19 protein-coding genes are annotated in these 20,619 nt (G+C 69.5%); 6 read left to right on the top strand and 13 right to left on the bottom strand.

All coding sequences use genetic code 11. From position 1 onward, the window contains the following. Positions 1 to 77: 77 nt before the first annotated feature. A complete protein-coding gene (locus BLV57_RS34930) occupies positions 78 to 422 on the top strand; it encodes an oxidoreductase (RefSeq protein ID WP_091296693.1) in 345 nt (114 codons plus the stop codon). A gap of 271 nt (positions 423 to 693) precedes the next feature. Here the strand turns inward: BLV57_RS34930 and BLV57_RS34925 are convergent, their stop codons facing one another. Together BLV57_RS34925 and BLV57_RS34920 are read right to left on the bottom strand one after the other, a co-directional pair. Beyond that, the gene (locus tag BLV57_RS34925) at positions 694 to 1,620 is read right to left on the bottom strand and encodes an SMI1/KNR4 family protein (RefSeq protein ID WP_342741229.1); all 927 of its coding nucleotides are present in this window, start codon (positions 1,618 to 1,620) and stop codon (positions 694 to 696) included. 5 nt (positions 1,621 to 1,625) lie between these two features. Beyond that, positions 1,626 to 3,131 carry a leucyl aminopeptidase gene (locus BLV57_RS34920; RefSeq protein WP_091296691.1) on the bottom strand — a complete coding sequence of 502 codons (1,506 nt, stop codon included), beginning with the start codon at positions 3,129 to 3,131 and terminating at the stop codon, positions 1,626 to 1,628. 105 nt (positions 3,132 to 3,236) lie between these two features. On the opposite strand from BLV57_RS34920, the gene BLV57_RS34915 reads away from it, so the two are divergent. After that, complete coding sequence (locus BLV57_RS34915) at positions 3,237 to 4,064, top strand: hypothetical protein (protein ID WP_091296689.1); 828 nt, start codon at positions 3,237 to 3,239, stop codon at positions 4,062 to 4,064. After that, positions 4,057 to 4,695, top strand: coding sequence for a ribonuclease FAU-1 family protein (locus BLV57_RS34910; protein ID WP_091296870.1), 639 nt, complete (start codon positions 4,057 to 4,059; stop codon positions 4,693 to 4,695). Before BLV57_RS34915 ends, BLV57_RS34910 begins: the two co-directional genes overlap by 8 nt. Here the strand turns inward: BLV57_RS34910 and BLV57_RS34905 are convergent. Continuing rightward, on the bottom strand, positions 4,682 to 4,987 hold the full coding sequence (locus BLV57_RS34905; RefSeq protein WP_245757638.1) for a hypothetical protein: 306 nt from the start codon (positions 4,985 to 4,987) through the stop codon (positions 4,682 to 4,684). The two genes, BLV57_RS34910 and BLV57_RS34905, sit on opposite strands and share 14 nt — an antisense overlap. Positions 4,988 to 5,091: 104 nt before the next feature. On the opposite strand from BLV57_RS34905, the gene BLV57_RS34900 reads away from it, so the two are divergent. Further along, the gene (locus tag BLV57_RS34900) at positions 5,092 to 6,195 is read left to right on the top strand and encodes a branched-chain amino acid aminotransferase (protein WP_091296687.1); all 1,104 of its coding nucleotides are present in this window, start codon (positions 5,092 to 5,094) and stop codon (positions 6,193 to 6,195) included. Between the two features lie 96 nt (positions 6,196 to 6,291). On the opposite strand, the gene cobT is transcribed toward BLV57_RS34900, so the two are convergent. Further along, complete coding sequence (cobT, locus tag BLV57_RS34895) at positions 6,292 to 7,371, bottom strand: nicotinate-nucleotide--dimethylbenzimidazole phosphoribosyltransferase (protein ID WP_091296684.1); 1,080 nt, start codon at positions 7,369 to 7,371, stop codon at positions 6,292 to 6,294. A 79-nt stretch (positions 7,372 to 7,450) separates the two neighbouring features. Between cobT and BLV57_RS34890 the strand changes: the two genes are divergently transcribed. Then, positions 7,451 to 8,119, top strand: a complete 669-nt coding sequence (locus tag BLV57_RS34890) for an IspD/TarI family cytidylyltransferase (protein ID WP_176968947.1) — start codon at positions 7,451 to 7,453, stop codon at positions 8,117 to 8,119. Here BLV57_RS34890 and BLV57_RS34885 read toward each other — a convergent pair. Then, positions 8,103 to 9,092 carry an aldo/keto reductase family protein gene (locus BLV57_RS34885; RefSeq protein ID WP_091296682.1) on the bottom strand — a complete coding sequence of 330 codons (990 nt, stop codon included), beginning with the start codon at positions 9,090 to 9,092 and terminating at the stop codon, positions 8,103 to 8,105. The two genes, BLV57_RS34890 and BLV57_RS34885, sit on opposite strands and share 17 nt — an antisense overlap. A 149-nt stretch (positions 9,093 to 9,241) precedes the next feature. Beyond that, on the bottom strand, positions 9,242 to 9,886 hold the full coding sequence (locus BLV57_RS34880) for a DUF3043 domain-containing protein (RefSeq protein WP_091296681.1): 645 nt from the start codon (positions 9,884 to 9,886) through the stop codon (positions 9,242 to 9,244). A 136-nt stretch (positions 9,887 to 10,022) separates the two neighbouring features. Here BLV57_RS34880 and BLV57_RS34875 point away from each other — a divergent pair, with 136 nt between their 5' ends. After that, a complete protein-coding gene (locus BLV57_RS34875; RefSeq protein ID WP_091296678.1) occupies positions 10,023 to 10,397 on the top strand; it encodes a HesB/IscA family protein in 375 nt (124 codons plus the stop codon). A 305-nt stretch (positions 10,398 to 10,702) separates the two neighbouring features. On the opposite strand, the gene BLV57_RS34870 is transcribed toward BLV57_RS34875, so the two are convergent. The 7 genes from BLV57_RS34870 to asnB all read right to left on the bottom strand — a co-directional run bounded on the left by BLV57_RS34870 (position 10,703) and on the right by asnB (position 20,571). Next, entirely contained in the window at positions 10,703 to 10,882 is a 180-nt protein-coding gene (locus BLV57_RS34870) for a hypothetical protein (RefSeq protein WP_143047225.1), read from the bottom strand. 113 nt (positions 10,883 to 10,995) lie between these two features. Next, on the bottom strand, positions 10,996 to 12,237 hold the full coding sequence (locus BLV57_RS34865) for an MFS transporter (protein ID WP_176968940.1): 1,242 nt from the start codon (positions 12,235 to 12,237) through the stop codon (positions 10,996 to 10,998). Beyond that, a complete protein-coding gene (locus BLV57_RS34860) occupies positions 12,234 to 13,484 on the bottom strand; it encodes a phenylacetate--CoA ligase family protein (RefSeq protein WP_091296671.1) in 1,251 nt (416 codons plus the stop codon). Before BLV57_RS34860 ends, BLV57_RS34865 begins: the two co-directional genes overlap by 4 nt. After that, positions 13,481 to 15,994 (bottom strand): acyl-CoA reductase, encoded by a 2,514-nt coding sequence (locus tag BLV57_RS34855; protein WP_091296668.1) that lies wholly within the window; start codon positions 15,992 to 15,994, stop codon positions 13,481 to 13,483. Before BLV57_RS34855 ends, BLV57_RS34860 begins: the two co-directional genes overlap by 4 nt. Further along, complete coding sequence (locus BLV57_RS34850; protein ID WP_091296666.1) at positions 15,991 to 17,151, bottom strand: LuxE/PaaK family acyltransferase; 1,161 nt, start codon at positions 17,149 to 17,151, stop codon at positions 15,991 to 15,993. Before BLV57_RS34850 ends, BLV57_RS34855 begins: the two co-directional genes overlap by 4 nt. Further along, entirely contained in the window at positions 17,148 to 18,275 is a 1,128-nt protein-coding gene (locus tag BLV57_RS34845) for a GNAT family N-acetyltransferase (RefSeq protein WP_143047224.1), read from the bottom strand. The genes BLV57_RS34850 and BLV57_RS34845 overlap by 4 nt, the downstream gene beginning before the upstream one ends. 370 nt (positions 18,276 to 18,645) lie before the next feature. After that, a complete protein-coding gene (asnB, locus tag BLV57_RS34840) occupies positions 18,646 to 20,571 on the bottom strand; it encodes an asparagine synthase (glutamine-hydrolyzing) (RefSeq protein WP_091296659.1) in 1,926 nt (641 codons plus the stop codon). Positions 20,572 to 20,619: the final 48 nt, after the last annotated feature.

Genomic DNA, 20,619 nt, shown 5'->3' with positions numbered 1-20,619 from the left:
GCGAACGAGCCGGGTGTCCCACACCGGGCACACCCGTGAGTCGGGATAATGGGTGGTAGACGGTGACGAGAGGTGAGGTGGTCGAGGTGGGTCTCTTCGACTCGCTGCGCAGGCGGGGCAAGGACGGTCAAAAGGCCGGTACGCTGCGGAAAGCCACGTCCAGCGACACCCGCCACCTCGAGGAGTGGGCCGCCTCCCGGCACGGTGTCGAGGCCTATGTGGAGCCGCGCACGGCCGTGACCGAGACGACCGTGGTGTTGGTCGCACACGACGGCGAGTGGACCCGCCGCCGCATCGAAAGCCTGGAGGCCGCGCAGGCCTTCGGCAAGAAACGCCAGATGCCGGTGTACGAGGTCGCCCGCGTGGGCTACCCGAAGCGGATGCGCGAGTACACCGAGCGCCAGAAGCGCGCCAAGGGCTGATCCCCGCCCGGGATAAAGCGGGCTTTATCCCGGCCTCGCGGGTGAGATCTGCGCTGGTCGAGCTGTATGAAGGGAGCCTCCATACAGGTCTGGCCGTATGAAGGGAGCCTTCATCGCGTATAGCGGGATGAAGGGAGCCTTCATACAGCCCAAGTTGTATGAGGGGAGCCTTCATACACGGCGAGCTTGGAGAGGGCGGGAGTCTCGCCGATTCCGCGATTCTCGGGCGGGATAAAGCCTGCCAAATCCCGGGAATCTCGGCACGACTCTGTCAGGTGAGCAGGCTCAGGTGGTGCTCCATGAGCGCGCGGAACCCCGAGTGGACGGTCGTGCCCAGCTCCGGGTCGTACTCGACGACGTGACCGGTGCGGGCGAGCGTCAGCACGGCGGGCTCGCTGAGCACCACGACGTCGCCGCGTGCCCAGAGCTCCCCGGCCGGAAGCAGGCGCGGGAAGATCACGTCGGCGGGTAGTCCGTCAGACGTCAGCAGGAATTCGCGGTAGTCGTCGGGGAGCCGGGCGCGCAGCCTCTGCTCGGCAAGATCGAGAGTGTCCACAGTGGCGCCTGGCGCCGCGACGCCCTCGCCGCGCAGGCGGAGCACGGCGGCGACGAGCTCCGGCCAGCTGCCGGCGGTGGGCGGGTAGCGATGGCGCAGGGCCGCGATCAGGTCGCCGGTGAGGGCGGCGGCGTCGAGGGCGAGCGGGTTGGCGCCCGCCGCGAGCGCGGGGCCGAAGCGGCGGCAGGCGAGCAGCGAGGCGACGTCCGGGAGCGGCCTGCCCGCGGCGATGGCGGCCCAGTCCTCGAGTGAGCCGTCCGCCAAAGCGGCGTTGAGCGGGTCGACGCGCGGCGGCTCGACCATGCTGACGAGTGTGGCCAAAGTGGACTCACCGGACCGCTTCAGGTAGGCCTCGTGTGCGGCTTCCTCGGCGTCGAGATCCAGTGGTACCAACGCTTCCGCCCACGAAGGACGGACACCGCGCGCCTCGAACCACATCGCGAACGCCCGCGCGCGGACGTGGCCCTGCGCGAGCAGTGAGACCGGGCGCTCGGTCGCCCGTGCCCAGGCCAGGACGAGCCGGTCGGCGTCCTCGGCGGCCCCGGCCGAAGCCGCGAGCAGCACCGCGTAGCCGATCCGGTCGTCGACCTGGGTTTCGGAGGCCGTGAGCACATCGCGCACGGCCTCCTCGAGGAACTCCAACTGACTCAGCCGTTGGCGACGATGTCTTCCAGGACCGCGTGGATCGTGCGGACCGGGACACCCGTGCCGCCCTTGCCGGTGTAGCCCCACGCGCCGCCGGTGTTGAACGCCGGGCCCGCGATGTCGATGTGCGCCCAGGTCAGGCCCTCGGCGACGAACTCACGCAGGAAGATGCCCGCGGCGAGCATGCCGCCCCAGCGGTGCCCGGTCACGTTCGCCAGGTCGGCGAGACGGGAGTCGAGGTCCGCGCGCAGCTCCTCCGGCAGCGGCATCGCCCAGCCGCCCTCGCCGGTCGCCTGCGCGAGCGTGGCGATGCGGTCGCGGAACTCGTCGGTGCCCATGATGCCCGCGGTGCGGTTGCCGAGCGCGACGACCTGCGCGCCGGTCAGCGTCGAGGTCTCGATGAGGTAGTCGGGGTTGTCCTCGGCGGCGCGGACGATCGCGTCGGCCAGCACGAGACGGCCCTCGGCGTCGGTGTTGAGCACCTCGACGGTCTTGCCGCCGTACATGCTCAGCACGTCACCGGGACGGTACGAGGTGCCGGACGGCATGTTCTCCGCCAGCGGGATGTGCGCGATGACCTCGAGCGGCAGCTTGAGCTTGGCCGCCAGCAGCACCGAGGCGAGCACGCCGGCCGCGCCGGACATGTCCGAGGTCATGTGGTCCATACCGGCGGCTGGCTTGATCGAGATGCCGCCGGTGTCGAAGGTGATGCCCTTGCCGACCAGCGCGACCTTCTTGGTGGCCTTGGTGCCCTTGTAGGCGACGCGGACCAGGCGCGGCTGGCGCGACGAGCCGCCGCCGACGCCGAGGATGCCGCCGAAACCCTTGCGCTTCAACGCCTTCTCGTCGAGCACCTCGACCTCGAGGCCGGCGGCCTCGGCGAGCTTGACGGCGCGGTCGGCGAACGAGGCGGGGAACAGGTCGTTCGGCGGGGTGTTGATCAGGTCGCGCGCGACGATGACCGACTCGGCCACCGCGGTCGCGGTCTTCAGCGCGGCCTTGTGGTCCTTCGCGGCGCCTTCGGCCGGGTTCGCGAAGTCCACTTTGGACACGGGGGCGTCGCCCTTTTCCGAGCGGTACTCGGTGAACACGTACGCGCCCAGCACGGTGCCTTCGACGGCGGCCTGCAGGTCGAGCGCGGACAGCGTGACGAACGCGCGCTCGGTGCCCGCGAGCGCGCGGGCGGCGGCACCCGCGGCGCGGCGGACGTTCTCGCCGCTGACGGCGCCTTCGGCGTCGGCCTTGCCGAGGCCGACAGCGAGCACGACACCCGCGCTCAGCTTGCCCAGCGTCGGCAGCTTGACGACCTCTTCGAGCTTGCCGCTCGCGCCGAGCGTGGTGAGCACCTCGGCGAGCTTGCCTTCGAACGCGGCGTCGGCGACGTCGGCGCCCGCGGCCAGGCGCACGCCGTCTTCACCCTGGACGGTGCCGATCACGACTACGTCAGCGCGGGTCTTGCTCAGTGCCGCTTCCGAGTTATCGGACAGGGCAAGCTTCGGCACGGTCACTTCTGGCTCCTCGCGCTTTCGCGGTGGGACCGGGCTCCGGGCCCGGTCAGATCGTGAGCCATGCTAATGACAAGTGTTAAACAGGCGAAAGGGTGGTGGGTCGGGGTGCGGTTGGCGGCGGGCTTGGTGATCGCGCTCGCGGTGGCCGCGTCGTACGCGGGCGCGGGTGTCATCGCCGCAGGTGCCGTGGCCGCGCTGCTCGCTTTCGGGTCCGCGCTGCCGCCCGGTGAACCGCTTTCACCCGACCGGCGGACGGCGGCGGTGAGCACGATTTCCCAACTTTCGTTGGCCGCCGTGTCCGCCACCGCGTTCGGCGCGTACGCGTTTCCCGAGTATCCGCGGTACGCGGCGGCCGCGCTGCTGGTCGTGGCCGTCGCGCTCGCCACACTGGGCGTCCGGCTGCCCGGTTCGGTCACCCGCGCCGTCACCGGTGTGCTCGCGCTCGGCGGCGTGCTGCTGCTCGCGGTGAGTTTCGGGATCGAGCCGGTGAACACGACGCCGCCGCAGGGCGCGACCGTGGCCGGATTCGCGCTGGCCGTGGCGGCGCTGTATCCGGCTTTCACGACGGCACGGGGACCCCGGCCGGTGGTGCGATCACTGGTCACGGCCGTTTTCGGGCTCGCGATCATCGTCGGCGCGGTGTACCAGCTCGGCGCCGGGCGGCTCGGGCTTTCGCTGACCTCGATGAAGGACCTGGTCACGGCGGCGGACGCGGCGCGGTTCACGACCGCGCTCCTGCTTTTCGTCGTGCTGGCCACGGTCACCGCCACGCTCGACACCGTCGCCGAGCTTCCCGCGGGCCGGGAGACCTGGGCGTGGACGGTGGCGGCGGTCGCGGTGGTGGTGGCCGGCGGCCCGGTCGTCACGCTCGTGCTCGCCACGCTGGCCGGGCTCGGCGAGGCCGTGCTCCGGTACCGTGCGCATCGTGGTTGATCACAGGTGGCAGCCGGGGGACACCGTCGTCGAGCGGTTCCGGCGCACGGACGGGTCCATCGGGCAGCATCACCCGCTGCGGGTGCTCTCCGACGACGGAGCCACGCTGGTCGGCTGGCTCCCACCGGGCACCGAGATCATCGGCACCAGGCTCGTCGACGGCAGGCTGATGCGGGACGCGCCGCTCGGGGAGCGGTTCCGCATCCAGCGCGAGCAGTACCTGAGCACCTGGCACGGCACCGCGAACGTGCGCCGCGTGGTCGACGACGAGTGGTGCTCGGTGTGGTGGTTCTTCGCGCCGGAGTTCACCGGCTGGTACGTGAACCTGGAGATCCCGGTCGGCCGCACGGAGACCGGCTTCGACCGCATCGACGGCGTGCTCGACCTCGACGTCGCGCCGGACGGCACCTGGTGCTGGAAGGACGAAGACGAGGCGGAAGCCGCGCTGGACGCGGGGAAACTCACCCGCGAGCAGCTCAAGCGGCTGCGGGAAGAGGGGGAGCGGATGGGCGCGCTGGCGTCCGCGCGCGCGTTCCCCTTCGACGGGACGTGGACCGACTTCGTCCCCGATCCGTCCTGGGCCGCGCCGGAGCTCCCGGCGCGGCTGCGCGAAGGGCTCAGCCCGCGCTGATGAAGAGCAGGACCGTGAGCGCGACGGTGATCGCGCCGAAGATGATCAGCGACTTCACCGGGATGTCGCGCGGGAACGCCTTGCCGTGCGCCTTGCGCCAGAACACGACGCCCGCGATCGACGCGGCGATGCCGAGCACCACGCCGAAGCCGCCGATGAGCGCGTAGCCGACCAGCAGCGTGACACCGCAGAAGTAGGTCAGCAGCAGCGCGGCGATCAGCGTCTTGACGTCCGACCCGGTGCCCGCGGAGACGCGGTTCTCGCGGGTGGTCTGCATGGGTTGGTAGGTCACACCGCCATCCTAGTTCGAAGCGTGGCCGGGTGTGGGACGTACGCTTCAGGAAAGTAGAGGGACTTCCGACTAACGCTCTTCCGACTAAGCGTTATCGTTACCACATGACGACCACGACGCAGTTCGACCACATCCCGAACCCGCAGCCCGCGAGCCCGGAGCGCGTCGCGGAAGTACTGGCCAAGCCCGGTTTCGGCACCTACTTCACCGACAACATGGTCACCGTGAAATGGAGCACCGCGAAGGGCTGGCACGACGCCGTCGTCGGGCCGTACGCGCCGTTCACCCTCGACCCCGCCACCTCGGTCCTCCACTATGGACAGGCGATCTTCGAGGGACTGAAGGCCTACCGCCAGCCGGACGGCTCCATCGCCTCCTTCCGGCCCGACGCCAACGCGAGCCGGTTCCGCGACTCCGCCGAGCGCCTCGCGATGCCGCTGCTGCCGGACGAGATCTTCCTCGACTCGCTGCGCGAGCTCATCGCCGTCGACGAGCGCTGGGTGCCGACCAAGCAGGGCGAGTCGCTCTACCTGCGCCCGTTCATGATCTCGACCGAGACCGGCCTCGGCGTCAACCGCCCGGCCGGTGAGTACCTGTACGCGCTCATCGCGTCGCCGGCTGGCCCGTACTTCCCGAGCGGCATCAAGCCGGTCAGCGTGTGGCTGTCCACCGAGTACGTGCGCGCGGCGCCCGGCGGCACCGGCTTCGCCAAGTGCGCAGGCAACTACGCGGCGTCCTTCGTGGCGCAGGCGCAGGCCGTCGAAAAGGGCTGCGACCAGGTCGTCTGGCTCGACGCGGTCGAGCGCCGCTGGGTCGAGGAGATGGGCGGGATGAACCTGTTCTTCGTCTTCGGCTCCGGCGCCGACGCCCGTGTGGTCACCCCGTCGCTGACCGGCTCGCTGCTGCCGGGCGTGACGCGCAAGTCCCTGCTCCAGCTGGCGAAGGACTTCGGTCACACGGTCGAGGAGCGCAAGATCTCCACCGACGAGTGGGAGAAGGCCGCCGCCTCCGGCGAGCTGACCGAGGTCTTCGCCTGCGGCACGGCGGCGGTCATCACCCCGGTCGGCCACGTCAAGCACGCGGGCGGCGAGTTCTCCGTCTCGGGCGGCCAGACGGGCGAGCTCACCATGAAGCTCCGCAACGCCCTCACCGGCATCCAGGAAGGCACCCGCGAGGACCCCCACGGCTGGATGGTCCCCCTCGCCTAGCCGCCCAAAGCCCGAAAGCCACTTCCGGCAGGTGTGATAGCCCGAAAGCCACTTTCGTCAGATGAGACCTGACGAAAGTGGCTTTCGGGCTAAAACTTAGGGGGTCGGGGGCGGGGTGAGGGGGCCCGCGACCCCGGCTTGGTCGTGGGTGGACATCTCGGCCAGTACGCGGGTGGCCATGAAGAGGAGCGGGAGCGCGGCGACCGCGCCCGTGCCTTCGCCGAGGCGGATGTCGAGGTCCAGCACGGGTTCCAGGTCGAGGTGGTCGAGCAGCAGCGCGTGCGCGGGCTCGCCGCCGCGCTGGCCCGCGACCCACCACTGGCGGGCTCCGGGGGCGAGCTCCTCGGCGATCAGGGCGGCCGCGCCCGCGACGAGGCCGTCCAGGATGACCGGGGTCTTGCGGACCGCCGCCTGGGCGAGGAAACCGGCGATGGCGGCGATGTCCGCGCCACCGGCCGTGCGCACGAGCAGGATCGGGTCGGCGAGTACGCGGCGGGCGCGACGGAGGCCGTCGCGGACCGCGATCGCCTTGCGCATCCAGGTGGCGTCGTCGATGCCGGAGCCGCGGCCGACGACCGCGACCGGCTCCGACCCGGTCAGCGCCGCCACCAGCACCGAGGCCGGGGTGCTGTTGCCGATGCCGAGATCGCCGGCCACGAGCAGGTCCGCGCCGCCGTCGACCTCGGCGTCGGCGATCTTCATGCCGGCGCGGATGGCCGCGCGCACCTCTTCGTCGGTCAGCGCGTCTTCGGTGTCGATCGAGCCGGAGCCGCGGCGGACCTTGAACTCGCCGATCGAGCGGGTCGCGGGCGCGTCGGTGTCGACGGCGATGTCCACCACGCGCACCGAGGCGCCTGCCGAGGCGGCGAGCACGTTGATCGCGGCGCCGCCGGTGAGCAGGCTGCCGACCAGCTGGCCGGTGACCTCACGCGGGTAGGCGGAGACGCCCTTGGCGGAGATGCCGTGGTCGGCGGCGAAGACGACGACACGGGGCCGGGTGAACGGGCGCGGCGGGGACTGGCCCTGGCAGGCGGCGATCCAGACGCCGAGCTCCTCCAGTTTGCCCAGCGATCCGGCCGGTTTGATGAGCTTGCCGTGCAGCTCGATGGCCGCCGAGCGGGCGTGCTCGTCCGGCGCCCCGATCTCGGCGAACTCGATGATGGTGTCCGCGTCCACGCCTGGCCTTTCGTCGTAGCGGGTGAGCCGGGATCAACCTACCGGTGACCACTATCTTGGCCTTGTGACAGCTGCCGGTGTGGTCCTCGCGAGTGGTTCGGGCTCGCGCGTGGGCGCGAAGATGAACAAGGTCTACCTGCCCGTCGCCGGCCGCCGGGTGGCCTCGTGGTCGCTCGACGCCTTCCACCAGGTCCCCGAGATCGGCGTACTCCTGCTGGTGATCCGCCCCGAGGACGCCGACCTGGCGGCGGAGGTCACCGACGGGCTCGACGTCGAGCTTGTCCATGGTGGACGGACACGCCAAGAATCGGAGCTGAACGCGTTGCGGCACTTGGCTTCCCGCATCGCGGACGGGTCCGTCGACGCCGTGCTGATCCACGACGCGGCTCGCCCGCTGGTGAGTCCCGCGCTGATCGGCGAGGTGCTCCGGGTGACCCGTGAGCACGGCGGCGCGGTGCCCGGCCTCGCGGCGCACGACATCGTTCCCGCCTCGGAAACCGCCACCACGGGCGGTTTCCTGGCGGACGCCGTCCGGGTGCAGACACCGCAGGGTTTCCTCGCCAAGCCGTTGCTGGAGGTCTACGAGCAGGCCGAGCGCGAGGGCTTCCTGGGCACGGACACGGCTTCCTGTATGGAAAAGTTCTCCCCGCTGCCGGTGCGCTGGGTGCCCGGCCGCGAGGAGAACTTCAAGATCACCTATCCCCACGACCTCACGGTCGCGGAGCAGGTGCTCACGGGCTCCTGGTGAGCGTCGCGTCCCGCTCGATGACGCCGTCGAGCACCTCGTCGATGGCCTGAAGCAGCTCGGGCTCCAGCTTCACGCCCGCGGCCTTGACGTTCTCGTGCACCTGCTCCGGGCGCGAGGCGCCGATGATGGCGCTGGCGACGTTCGGGTTCTGCAGCACCCACGCGACGGCCAGCTGCGCGAGCGAAAGCCCGGCCTCGGCCGCGAGCGGCTCCAGCTTGGTGACGCGCTCGAGCACCTCGTCGTTGAGGAAGCGCTGCACGAAGTTCGCGCCGCCCTTCTCGTCGGTGGCGCGGGAACCGGCCGGGAACGGCTGGCCCGGCTTGTACTTGCCGGTGAGCACGCCCTGCGCGATCGGCGACCAGACGATCTGCGACAGGCCCTCGCGCTCGGACGCGGGCACGACCTGCGGCTCGATGACGCGCCACAGCATGTTGTACTGCGGCTGGTTCGAGATGAACGGCACCTTCAGCTCGCGCGCGAGCGCGGCGCCCTGGGTGATCTGCTCGGCCGTCCACTCCGAGACGCCGACGTAGAGCACCTTCCCCTGCCGCACGAGGTCGGCGAAGGTGAGCATGGTCTCCTCCAGTGGCACGGTCCGGTCGAACCGGTGTGCCTGGTAGAGGTCGACGTAGTCGGTGCCGAGACGCTTCAGCGAGGCGTGCGCGGACTCCATGATGTGCTTGCGCGACAGGCCCGAGTCGTTCGGACCCTTGGGGCCGGTCGGCCAGTAGACCTTGGTGAAGATCTCCAGGCTCTCGCGGCGCAGGCCCTTGAGGCCCTTGCCGAGCACGGTCTCCGCCGCGGTGTTCGCGTACGTGTCGGCGGTGTCGAACGTGGTGATGCCCGCGTCGAGCGCGGCCTTGATGCAGGACTGGGCCTGCTCGTCCTCGACCTGGGAGCCGTGGGTGATCCAGTTCCCGTACGAGATCTCACTGACGTTGAGGCCACTGCGGCCAAGGCGACGAAACTCCATGGCCGCACTCTAACCCGAGAACGTTCGCCTTGCTAACGACCCCGCCTGAACAGCGAGTAAACGATATCCCGGAGCGCGCGAAAAATGGGGTCGTGAGTGTTGCGGCCGGTTCTAACCGGCCGCAACACTCACGACCCCTGAAGCCTGGGTCAGCTGATGGCGTCGCCGGGGCGCAGGCGCGGCTTCGGGACGCGCAGCTTGCGGATCTGGCTCGCGCGGATGAAGGCGTACCAGCCGATGGAGCGGCCGCTCACGGCCTCCTTCGGGAACTTCTCGCGGACGGCCTTGGAGATGCGGCGGCCGGACAGGAAGCCCTCGACGATCATCGCGAGCAGCATCAGCGTGCAGAGCAGGGTCGCGTACTGCTGGATGCGCGTGTTCGGCACGAGCATCGCCACGAACACGAGGATCGCGAGCGGCATGAACAGGCCGAGCAGGTTACGGCGCGTGTCCACGAGGTCACGGACGTAGGCCTTCACTGGGCCGCGGTCGCGGGGGAGCAGGTACTTGTCCTCGCCCGCCATCATCCGGTCGCGGCGCTCCTTGGCGGCGGCGCGGCGCTCGTCCTTGGAGACCGGGTTGGCCTTCCGGAGCTCCTTGTTGCGCTTCATCGCCTCGCGCATGGTGGTGGGCGGCGGCGCCACCGGGCCGCGTTTCTTCGCCTCGGCCTCGCGCCGCTTGGGGGTGGCACGGCCCTTCCCGGCGGTGACGTTCTTGGGCAGAACGTCGATCTGCTCCTCGACGGAGTCGGGGGCATCGGTCTCGGTGGCGGAGCTACGGCGCAGGAACCTCACCTGACCAGGATATGGCCCGTGTGCCGCGTCATGTCCGGCAGGTCACGTGATGTGCGAACATGGAGTGGAACAGATCAGGGCACACCGGTGTTGGAAGCACCGGGAGTGTCCATAGACGTTGAACTTGAGGAGTGCCATGACGACCGCTGAAACCGGCGACGTGCAGACCGAGGCCGGCGAAGCCACCCACGGCGTGACGTTGACCGCGGCCGCGGCTGCCAAGGCGAAGGCCCTGCTCGAGCAGGAGGGCCGCGACGACATGCACCTGCGCATCGCCGTCCAGCCCGGTGGCTGCGCCGGCCTGCGTTACCAGCTGTTCTTCGACGAGCGCACGCTCGACGGCGACCTCTTCCGCGACTTCGACGGCCTCCAGGTCGCCGTGGACCGGATGAGCGCGCCGTACGTGTCCAGCGCGGTCATCGACTTCGTCGACTCGATCGAGAAGCAGGGCTTCACGATCGACAACCCGAACGCCACCGGCTCCTGCGCCTGCGGCGACTCGTTCCACTAAAGCCTCACCGACGAAGGGGTCGTGAGTGGCATTGCCGGTTCTAACCGGCGTAGCCACTCACGACCCCTTCTTCGTTCGTGCCGAGGTCGGCTGGAACGCACAAACGCCACCTTGGGAACGCTGAGCCACACATAAGCCACTCTCGTTCCTGGTGCGTGCGTCGCCGGTGCGCGGATGGACGACAAGCGTGCATGGATGGACGACACGCGTGCATGGATGGACGACACGCTGGGCCGCTGGGAACCCCGAACATGAAGAAGGCCCCCGGCCGTCGCCGGGGGCCTTCTTCGTGCTTGCGGTGTTCGTCAGACGAACATCTCCATGCCGTCCACCTGGGGCGCGCACTTGCAGATGTCGTCGTGGGTCCAGCGGCGGGCGGCCGGGGGCTGCGGGAGCGGGAGCTCCGCGTGGAGCGTGTCGGGGATGCACTTGCAGTCCGCGATCAGCTCGGTCATGGTCTCGGGGTCTGAGATAGCGATGCTCACGCCAACCACGGTATGGATCCTTTCGTCACGGCGACAGCCGTACTAAGCGGTAGTGTTTTCCGGGCACGGCGAAACAACCCGGATGGGTCATGACCAGCGGGTAACTTGACTTATTACTGGGTCGGCTCGGGCAGCCTGGAGAGCACGAAACCGATCACCAGCAGGCCTGCCGCCTGAACCAGGCAGAGCAATTGCGGGCTGATGGCGTCGCCGATCGCACCGAAGGCGAGGAACGCCACCGGGAACGTCGCGGTGACCGAAGCCATCATCGCGGCGAAGAACCGGCCCTTGGCTTCCGGCGGGACGACCGCCTGGAAGAGGGCGGTGAACTTGACGTTCGACACGCCGAGGCAGAAGCCGGCGAGCGCGAGCGTCACGATCGAGACCGGGCCGGACACGACGAGCCCCGGCACGGCGAGGAACAGGCCGAACGCGCCGATGCAGACCGCGCCGAACTGGGTGATCCGGCCGCGTGTCGGCACACGGACCGCGCCGAACGCGCCGAGCAGCAGCCCGAGCCACAGTGCGGACTCGAGTGTCGCCAGCGTCGCGGGCCCCTGCTGGAGCACGGACTTCGTGTACAGCGGCAGCACCAGCAGCGTCGGCGCGGAGAAGAAGTTCACCGCGGCGAAGCAGACCAGCAGCGGCCGCACTCCCGGCAGCGAGCCGAGAAACGCCCACGTGCCCTGCTTCTTCTCCGCCGCAGCGGAAGGACCGGCGGGCAGCGCGTTGAAACGGGCGTAGAGCAGGCACAGCGCGGCGACGACGTACGTGGCGGCGTTGATCGCCACCGCGCCCGCGAAGCCGACGGTCGCCAGCAGGCCGGCGCCGAACGCGGCGCCCGCGAAGTTCGCCACCGACTGCGTCGACGTCCCGAAGCCGACCGCGCGCTCCATGTCGGCGCCGTCGAGCAGCTCTGGTAGCGCTTTCATCAGGCACGGGTCGAAGAACGCCTGACACGTCGCGAGGGCCAGCCCGATCGGGTAGACCAGCCACACCGGCACCGAGTCCAGGTACGCCAGCACGGCGAGACCGGAGACCAGCACGCCCGCGACGACCTCGGCGCGGAGCATCACCCGGCGCGCGGGCACCGAGTCGATGAGCCTGCCGATGCGCCCTGCCAGCAGCAGTGATGGCAGGGCACCGACCACCAGGAACGCACCGGCGGACAGGCCGCGCGACGACGCGGGCAGCTGGCCGAGCAGCCACCACAGCAGTGCGATCTGGTAGATCCGCGTGCCACCCTGGCTGAGCACCTGGCCCAGCCAGACGGCCGCGAAGTTCTTGTTACGGAACAAAAGGGGGAGCGGCCGCGTCGCGACCTCGGTCAGCCGTTCGGCTTCGCGGACGTTCATACCGGCCGCTCGTCGATGAGCCGGAGCACCTTGCTGGTGCGCGGGTTGACGGCGATCTCCGACGGCGTGACCCATTCCACGGCGAGCGGCTGGATGATGCCGCGGGCGACGTGGTCGGCGAAGCGCGGCGAGATCTCGTCGACCTGCGCGCTCAGCGTCTCGAGCACGGCCGCGCGGTCGGTCGCGTCGCTGGCGAAGCGCAGCACGAGCTGGTCCTTCGCGTCGACGCGGCGCAGCACGACCTGGAAGCCGTCGACGCGCGAGCCGGTCGCGGTGTCGACGCAGCCGCGCAGGTAGTCCAAATGCAGGGTGACCGGCCCGACGCGGGCGCCCTCGTCGGCGCGGCCCAGCAGCCGGAAAGTGCGCTCCTCGAACGAAACCCACTCGCCGAGGTCGCCGACCGGGTACCGGATCATCGGCTGCAGCCGCCTGCCGAGGTCGGTCACCAGCAGCCTGCCGGGGCGGCCCGGCTCCACGATCGGCTCGCCGGTCTCGGTGTCGACGATCTCGATCACGTTGGTCGGCTCGAAAGCGCGGAACACCCGCACGTCCTCGCAGCCCTCGACCGGCGCGCCGAGCACGCCGCCGTCGACACTGCCGTAGCCCAGCGACCGGATCACCGCGTTGGGGAAGGCCTCGTGCACGATCCGGCGCTGGTCGCCGTAGAACGCCTCACCGCTGAACAGCACCACCCGCACGTGCGGCAGCGTGCCGACGTTCTCCTTCACGTACTGCGCGAGCGCCACGAGCGCGGTCGGGAACGCCGCGATGACCGTGGCCTCGAAGTCCTGCAGCGCCTGCACCTTGAAGTCGGCGGGCGCGCTGCCTGCGATGGGCAGCTGGACGGTGTCGACCTGCTGCATCTGCAGCATGTTCAGCATCAGGATGAAGCTGGAGTACAGCTCACCGGCGTACAGCAGGTTCGCGACGCGGTCGCCGTGCCGCACGCCCGCCGCGGCCAGGCCGGTGGCGAAGGTGCTCGCGAGGGTCTTCCACTCGGGACGCGTGTAGGCGGACAGCCGCGGCGCGCTGGTGGTGCCGCCGGTCTTGAAGATGATCCCGTCGGTGTGCGGGCCGGTGAGCGCGGTGTTGCCGTGCATGGTGTTCGCGGCCCAGAACTCGGACTGGTCGATGATCGGCAGGTCGGCCAGCCGCACCGGACCGGCCGGGACGCCGTCGTAAAGCTGCTTGTAGAACGGGGAGTTCGCGCGGGCGAACTCGACGAGCTCGGTCAGCTGGTCGCTCATGAGGTGCTCCTGGAGGATCGGTTCTCGACCACCGCGATGAGCTTTCCGCTGCTGGCGGTCTTGGCGAAGGCGCTCTGCGGCGCGATTTCGGTGTGCAGGCGGAGCAGCCGGGTGCCTTCGACGGCCTCGGTCAGCTCGGGGTAACGCGCGATGAACTCGCGGGTGACGGTGTCGGGGTCGCCGGATTCCAGGCGCATGGTGAGGATGTCGCCCTGGGCGTCCTCGCTCAGCACCACCTGGAACGCGCCGGAGTACCCGAAGGCGTCCGCGGCGATGGCGACGAACCGCCGGTAGTTCAGCGTCACCGCGGCCGTGCGGAACACGTCGCCGACGCGGCCGAGCAGCTCGAAGCGCGGGCTCTGGCGGCCGCAGCCGCACGGCTCGGTGATCCAGCGGCCGAGATCACCGATCTCGTAGCGGTCCACGCGCTGGCCGCGGCGGGTGTGCGCGGTGAAGACCAGGCGGCCCACCTCGCCCGGCGCGACCGGGGTGTCCGACTCGGTGTCGAGGATCTCCAGCGTGTGCAGGCCGGGGAACATGTGGTGCACGCGCGCCGGGGACTCCAGGCACTGGTACCCCATCGGCCCGGCGTCGATGCCGCCGTACGCCGCGGAGCGGACGATCTCGACGCCGAATTCCTCGCGCAGCCACTGGATCTGGCTGTCGCCGAAGTGCTCACCGGCGTAGAAGATCTTGCGCACGCCCTGGTAGCGGCGCAGCGTGTCGCCGCCCTCGGTGAACAGCCGCATGACGAAGCTCGGCACCGTGACCAGCGTGTCGATCTGGTTGTCCACAATGGACTGCGCGATCGCCTCGAACCGGTCCCACTCGCCGCCCATCGGGAACTGGACGGCGCCGAGGCGCTCGAGCGCGGAGAAGTAACTGACGAAGCTGCCGTACATGTGCCCGCTGAAGAACAGGTTCATCACGCGGTCGGTGCGCGGGTCGATCCCGGTCGCCAGCAGCGCTTCGGAGGCGAAGTTCGAGATCTCGTCGTAGTCGGCCCACGAGAACTTCGACAGCTTCGGCTTGCCGGTGCTGCCGCCGCTGAGGAAGAACACCTCGCCGCGACCGGCCCGCAGGGTCTCGAACTCCGACTTGGGCGTCACCGGCACGTTCGGCGCTGGGAGCTGCGCGCCCAGCGTGAAGTCGTCGAGCGCGGCGTCGGTGGCGAAGCGCTCGTCGAGCTGGACGTCGACGCGGCGGCTGTAGCGCTGCATCGCGTAGACGCCGTCGTGCGGCTCACCCGCGTAGCCGCCCAGCATCCGGCCCGGCACGGTCACGCGCTGGACGCCGGTGCTCACCAGCGTGCGTGCGAGCACGGCGGTGTCCTGGCGGGTGGCGGCGAGGCCGACCGTCTGCAGGTAGCGGCGCATCGGGCGGAGCGTGGCGGTGATCTCGTTGCGCGGCAACGGTTTCACCCACACCGTGCGGTACAGCGGCGAGGCGCGCAGCGCCGACCGGGTGTCGGCCATGACCCGCCAGGTGCCGTCCTCGGCGGTGAGCACCTTGGTGAGACCGAGGTTCTCCTCCAGCTTGGCGACGATGACCGTGTTGTTGATCTCGGCCCATTCGGCGTCGCTCGGGTCGCGCGGCTGCCGCTCGCGCACGACCTCGGCCAGCACCGGCGCGAAGCGCTCGGCGAAGGCGAAGACCTCTTCCTCGTCGTCGGTGTCGAGGTAGATGACCTGCGGGCTGGAGCAGGCCTGCTGGTCGAGGCGGCAGACATCGGCGGCGACCGCGTGCAGCGCGTCGGTGGCGGACCAGGTGTCGGCGGTCAGGTAGGCGAAGGAGAGCTTGGGACCCCAGTCGATCAGGCGGGTGCCGGGTCCGGTGAACTCGGCGATGCCGCTGATGGCCTCCTCGCCACCCCAGACGGCGACGGCGTCGGCGGGCGCGACCATGCGCTCCAGCCATTCCTTGCGCGAGGACGAGAACCGCAGCACGATCAGCCGCTCGGCGATCTTGCCGGTCGGGTCCTGCTCGGCCAGCGCGGCGAGGAACTCCGCGGTGAACAGCGAGTCGGCGCCGCTGGTCTTGATGACGTTGAGGTTGCCGGTGAGCAGGCCCTCGATCGCGCTGAGCGCGCCGACGGCGGGCGCGTTGCCCGCCGCGACGTGCGCGAGCAGGCCGACGGGCACCCAGGCCTCGAAGATCGGGAGCTTGAAGTCGAAGCGCGCGAGCCGGGCCGGGTCGACGCCGCCGAGCTCACGGGTGACCTTGCGCTCGAGCTCCTCACGGGCGAGCTGGTCGACCAGCAGATCGAAGGTCTCGGCGATCTCTTCGCGGGGAAGGCCCCAGTCCTGCAGGCGTTCGGTGAGCTGGATCCGCACCACACTGTCCGGTTTGGACAGCCGGTCGGCGAGCTTCTCGCACGCGGCGAGCACGGTCAGCGGGCTGAGCCGCTCCGCGCCCAGCACCCGCTGGGTGGTCTCTTCGAGGGTTTCGAGCAGGTCGCCCGCGCGGACGTCGTCGACCCAGGTTCCTTGCCAGTAATGCTCGTTGCTCAAGACTTGTCCTTCAGAAGTTCGGCGGCGGCGATGGCACAGCTGCGGTTGCGGGAGATGCCCGCGCGCCCGTGGATCTCGAACCACGGGGTCGGCGTGCCGCAACCGCACTCCTGCGGGGCGTGCAGCGTGCCGAGGTCGCCCATCAGCACGCTCTGCGCGGGCGCCGAGGTGATGTACGGCGAGATGAACTGCAGATAACCGCGCTCACCGAAGGGAAGCGGTTCGAGCGTCCGCACCGACCGGACCAGCGCGCGCGACCAGGTGGGCACGTGCAGGTTGTGGTTCGGGCACTCGATGTACGGGATGGAATGCTCGACGGAGCCGTAGGCGTCGCGGATGCGCGCGTCGGGGATGCCGAGCTGGCCGTTGATGCGGCGGTAGAGCTCCGGCTTCGCGATCTGCTTGTCGGCGTTGCCCTTCCAGCCGCCGCCGAACAGCACCAGCGAGCGCTCGTTGAGCTTCAGCGGCGGGATGCCCAGCGCGCGCATCCGGTCCAGCGTGAAGGAAAGGAACGCGGGGAAACCGAAAACGCGGACCGGGACGTCTTCCTCGGCGAAGCGCTGCAGCGCGCGGATGGAGCCGAACGCGTCGAACTCGTGGCCGGTGCCGGTGTGCGCGAGGCCGTAGTCGACCGTGCCCGCCGGCGCGAAGTCGGTGAGCAGCTGGCCGGTGCGCGCGCTGCCGGTCTTGAGGCCCGGCTGCGGCTGGTTCGTGTAGAGCAGGTAGCTGACCGGGTCGGCGTCGATCCAGCCGTAGTGGTCGAAGATGCGGGCGATCATGCGCTGGCCGGAGCGCACGGTCCACTCGTCCCAGAACATCTGCGACTTCTGGCCGGTGGTGCCCGAGGAGGTCGGGTTCACCAGCACGTCCTCGCGGGGCACGGACAGGATCTCGTGCATCTTGAAGAAGTTCGCGTGGATGTACGGCTGACGCGTCAGGTCCTCAATGGACTTCAGCTCGGTCATGCCGTCGAAAAGGTTGGCGTAGAACGGGGAACGCCGGACGTGCCAGTGGTTCGACTCGTTCATCGCGGCGACGAACAGCGCGTCGGTCTCCGCGTCGTGGCGGTACGGGTCGGCGATGTCGCACAGCGCCTGGACGTTCTTGAGCGCGACGGTGTCGGGGACGGTCGCCGGGTCGGTCAGGTGCGGGCTCACCGGAAAACTCCACTGGTGTCGAGGTGGCGCTGGGTCCACAGGTCGATGTACTGCTCGGCGTAGGGGCGGAAGGCCTCGTCGATCTTCAGGCCGCGGAAGTCGAGCGGCTGCATGGTCCGCGCCATCACCACGTAGTCCTGGAAGAGGCCGCCGTCGCGGCGCATCGCCGGGTACATGGCGGCGGGCAGGAAACCGTGCGCCAGCAAGGCACTCAGCTCCTCGAAGGCGCACAGCGGGACGATCGTCTCGAGGTAGGCGGCGCCCGCCTCGCTCAGCTTCCCGACGATCTGGCCGAGATGCGGGACGACGGCCAGCCCGTTCGGCGTGCCCGCGATCATCGTGCCGTAGCCGTCGTGCTTGGTGAGGCGCGCGTAGAGCTCGAAGGTGCCCTTCGCGTCGGTGAGCAGCATGTTCGGGGTGTGCAGCGGGTAGTACCGGCGGTACGGGTCACGCACCTGGGCGTCGAAGGTCCTGGCGACGAAGTGCGGCGCGTCGAGCAGCTCGAGTTCGACGTCCGGGCCGGTGGTGGGGTAGTCGGTCGCGGGGACGAACTCGGGGCGCGCCGGCATGCCGACGCTGTGCTCGACGGCGGTGACCAGCCGTTCGAGCTCGGCCGGGACCTTGTACACGGGCTGACGCTGGTCGAGCACGCCCTCGGCGTGCTTGACCGTGAGCAGCACGGTCTCCTGGCTGGCGAACTTGTGGGCGTTGGGGAACACGCCCAGCGCGACGAAGTCGTTGCTCAGCATCATCCGCTGCGCCGCGGTGCTGGAGGTGCGGGACTTGCCGTACGCGGAGTCGATGTGCCCGCTGGTCAGCAGCAGGTCGGCGAGCGCGCCGACGGCCTTGCGCGCCATGCCGCGGCCACGCGCGTCCGGGTGGACGATGAGACTCTGTGTCCTGGCGATCCGGTCGTCGGCGGCGATCTCGGCCATGATCGTGGTGACGATGCGGCCGTGGTCGCGGGCGACCAGCCAGGAGGGGATCGGGTTGGCGATGGCGGCGGCCATCATCTCGGGGTCGTTGCCGCTGGGCAATGGGTAGCTGTCGCCGTACTGCAGGCGGAAAAGGGCCAGCAACTCCTCTACGTCATCGAGTCGAGCGGGCTCGAATTCGGTACTCAACAAGGTCTCCTAGCGAACATCGGATTCCCCGGGCACGCCGAACAAGCCGTCACACTCGGTGAGTGGGACCGGAGGGTGGTGGGGAAGGCCGGGCCGACTTGGCCCTGGTGCTAGGAAGAATTTACCTGATCGAAACCGGTGACAGGATGTGACTGAATCGGTCTTGACTCGTCTACCTGGGGAAATAAACAAACCAGGTGGTCACCGTCACGAGACCTTTCAACCTAATGTCGCAACATACGTTCGTATAAGCAAACGGTGTGATCAAGGTCGCGTACCCGGTGAGCGGGACGTACCCGGGCCCGGACGGCATAAAGCGGGCTTTATCCCGTGGAAAGCATCCGGGATAAAGCCCGCTTTATGCCGTTTGTCAGAGCTTGACCGGGTAGACCGGCTCGGGGATCTCCGGCTTGATGCGGTGCTCGATGAAGATGCCGTGCCAGAGCATGAAGACCAGCAGCGCCCAGAGACGGCGCGAGTGGTCGAGGGTGCCGGCGCGGTGCTCCTCCAGGAGCCTGAACACCGCGGCCTTGTCGAACAGCTCGTCGGTCTGCGAGTCGGTGATGATGCCGCGGGCCCACTCGTACATGTCGGTGCGCAGCCAGTGCCGGATCGGCACCGGGAAGCCCAGCTTGCGCCGGTTGAGCACGTGCGCCGGGATGATCTTCTCCAGCGCGCGGCGCAGTGCGTACTTCGTGGTCCCGTTGGCGAGCTTCTCCTCCAGCGGGATCGACGCCGCGACCTTGAACACCTCGGCGTCGAGGAACGGCACGCGCAGTTCCAGCGAGTTGGCCATGGTCACCTTGTCGGCCTTGACCAGGATGTCGCCGCGCAGCCAGGTGTAGAGGTCGACGTGCTGCATGCGCGCGACCGGGTCCCAGTCCTTCGAGACCTCGTACCAGGGCGCGGTGACGTCCTTGAAGCCGACGCCCTCGGTGAACGTCTTCAGCACGCCGCGCAGCTGGTCGTCACGGAAGATGCGGGCGTTGCCGTAATAACGGTCCTCGAGCGAGAGCGAGCCGCGGCGCAGCAGGTCCTTGCCGCGCGTGCCCTCGGGGATCTTCGTCGAGACCTTCCCGATGAGCTTGCGCACACTGCCCGGCACCTTCTCGAACGGCGCCAGCGAGATCGGCTCGTTGTAGATCGTGTAGCCGCCGAAGAGCTCGTCCGCGCCCTCGCCGGACAGGACCGCCTTGACGTGCTTGCGCGCCTCGCGCGCGATGAACCAGAGCGGCACGAGCGCGGGGTCGGCGACCGGGTCGTCGAGGTACCAGACGATGAGCGGCAGCACCTCCATCATCTCGGCCGAGGTCACCGTGCGGACCACGTGCTTCACGCCGATCGCGGCGGCCGACTCGGCGGCGACGTCGACCTCGGAGTAGCCCTCGCGCTCGAAGCCGGTGGTGAACGCGATCAGGTTCGGGTTGTGGCGCTTGGCCAGCGTCGCGGTGGCCGTCGAGTCGATGCCGCCGGAGAGGAACGCGCCGACCGTGACGTCGGGGTCGCTGATCATGTGCTTGGCGACCGAGTCCTGCAGCACGTCGGCGATGCGCTCGTACAGCGCCTCGCCGCGGTCACCGGTCTTGGCGGTGAACTGCGGGTGGAAGTAGCGGGTCAGCTCCGGCGTGCCGCCGGGCTTGACCGTGAACGAGGTGCCCGACTCCAGCCTGCGGATCGCGGCGTGCAGCGACTCGGGCTCCGGCACGTACTGCAGGACCAGGTAATGCTGCAGCGCGGTGCGGTCGAGCTTCTCCTCGACGCCCAGCGTCGACGAAAGCTCCAGCAGGCTCTTCTTCTCACTCGAGAACGCGATGCCGCCGGGGCCCTGCGCGTAGTACAGCGGCTTGATGCCGAACGGGTCGCGCGCGCCGTAGACCAGCTTCTCCTGCGAGTCCCAGATGAGGAACGCGAACATCCCGCGCAGCTTCTTCACCGCGTCGGCGCCGAGATAGTGGTACGCGGCGACGATCGCCTCGCCGTCGCCCTCGGTGTCGAACTTCGCGCCGAAGCGCTCTTCCAGCTCCGCGCGCAGCTCCTGGAAGTTGTAGATCTCGCCGTTGAAGTTCAGCGTGTAGCGGCCGGGCGCCTCGGGCGGGCCCCAGTGCAGCGGCTGGTGCGAGTGCTCCAGGTCGATGAAGGCGAGCCGGTTGAAGCCGTAGACGACCTCGCCGTCGGCCCAGGTGTCCTGCTCGTCGGGACCGCGGTGGCGCTGGCAGCGCATCGCCGCGTTGACGGCTTCGCGGGCGTTGACCGCGTCGCTCTCAGTGGCGCAGATCAGTCCAAGCAGGCCGCACACGCGTATTCACACACCTCAAGATCGGCAACCGGGGGGAGAAGGCCCCAA

This window comes from Amycolatopsis xylanica, from assembly GCF_900107045.1.
In the GTDB taxonomy this organism is placed as follows: Bacteria; Actinomycetota; Actinomycetes; order Mycobacteriales; family Pseudonocardiaceae; genus Amycolatopsis; species Amycolatopsis xylanica.
The sequence above is the reverse complement of the archived record's forward strand: the minus strand, read 5'-3'. Positions and strand labels throughout refer to the sequence as shown.

Excerpts from the sequence above, each read along its gene's own strand:
- BLV57_RS34900 (WP_091296687.1), top strand. The coding sequence starts at position 5,092 with ATGACGACCACGACGCAGTTCGACCACATCCCGAACCCGCAGCCCGCG.
- BLV57_RS34885 (WP_091296682.1), bottom strand. The coding sequence starts at position 9,092 with ATGGAGTTTCGTCGCCTTGGCCGCAGTGGCCTCAACGTCAGTGAGATC.
- BLV57_RS34875 (WP_091296678.1), top strand. The coding sequence starts at position 10,023 with ATGACGACCGCTGAAACCGGCGACGTGCAGACCGAGGCCGGCGAAGCC.
- BLV57_RS34865 (WP_176968940.1), bottom strand. The coding sequence starts at position 12,237 with ATGAACGTCCGCGAAGCCGAACGGCTGACCGAGGTCGCGACGCGGCCG.
- BLV57_RS34860 (WP_091296671.1), bottom strand. The coding sequence starts at position 13,484 with ATGAGCGACCAGCTGACCGAGCTCGTCGAGTTCGCCCGCGCGAACTCC.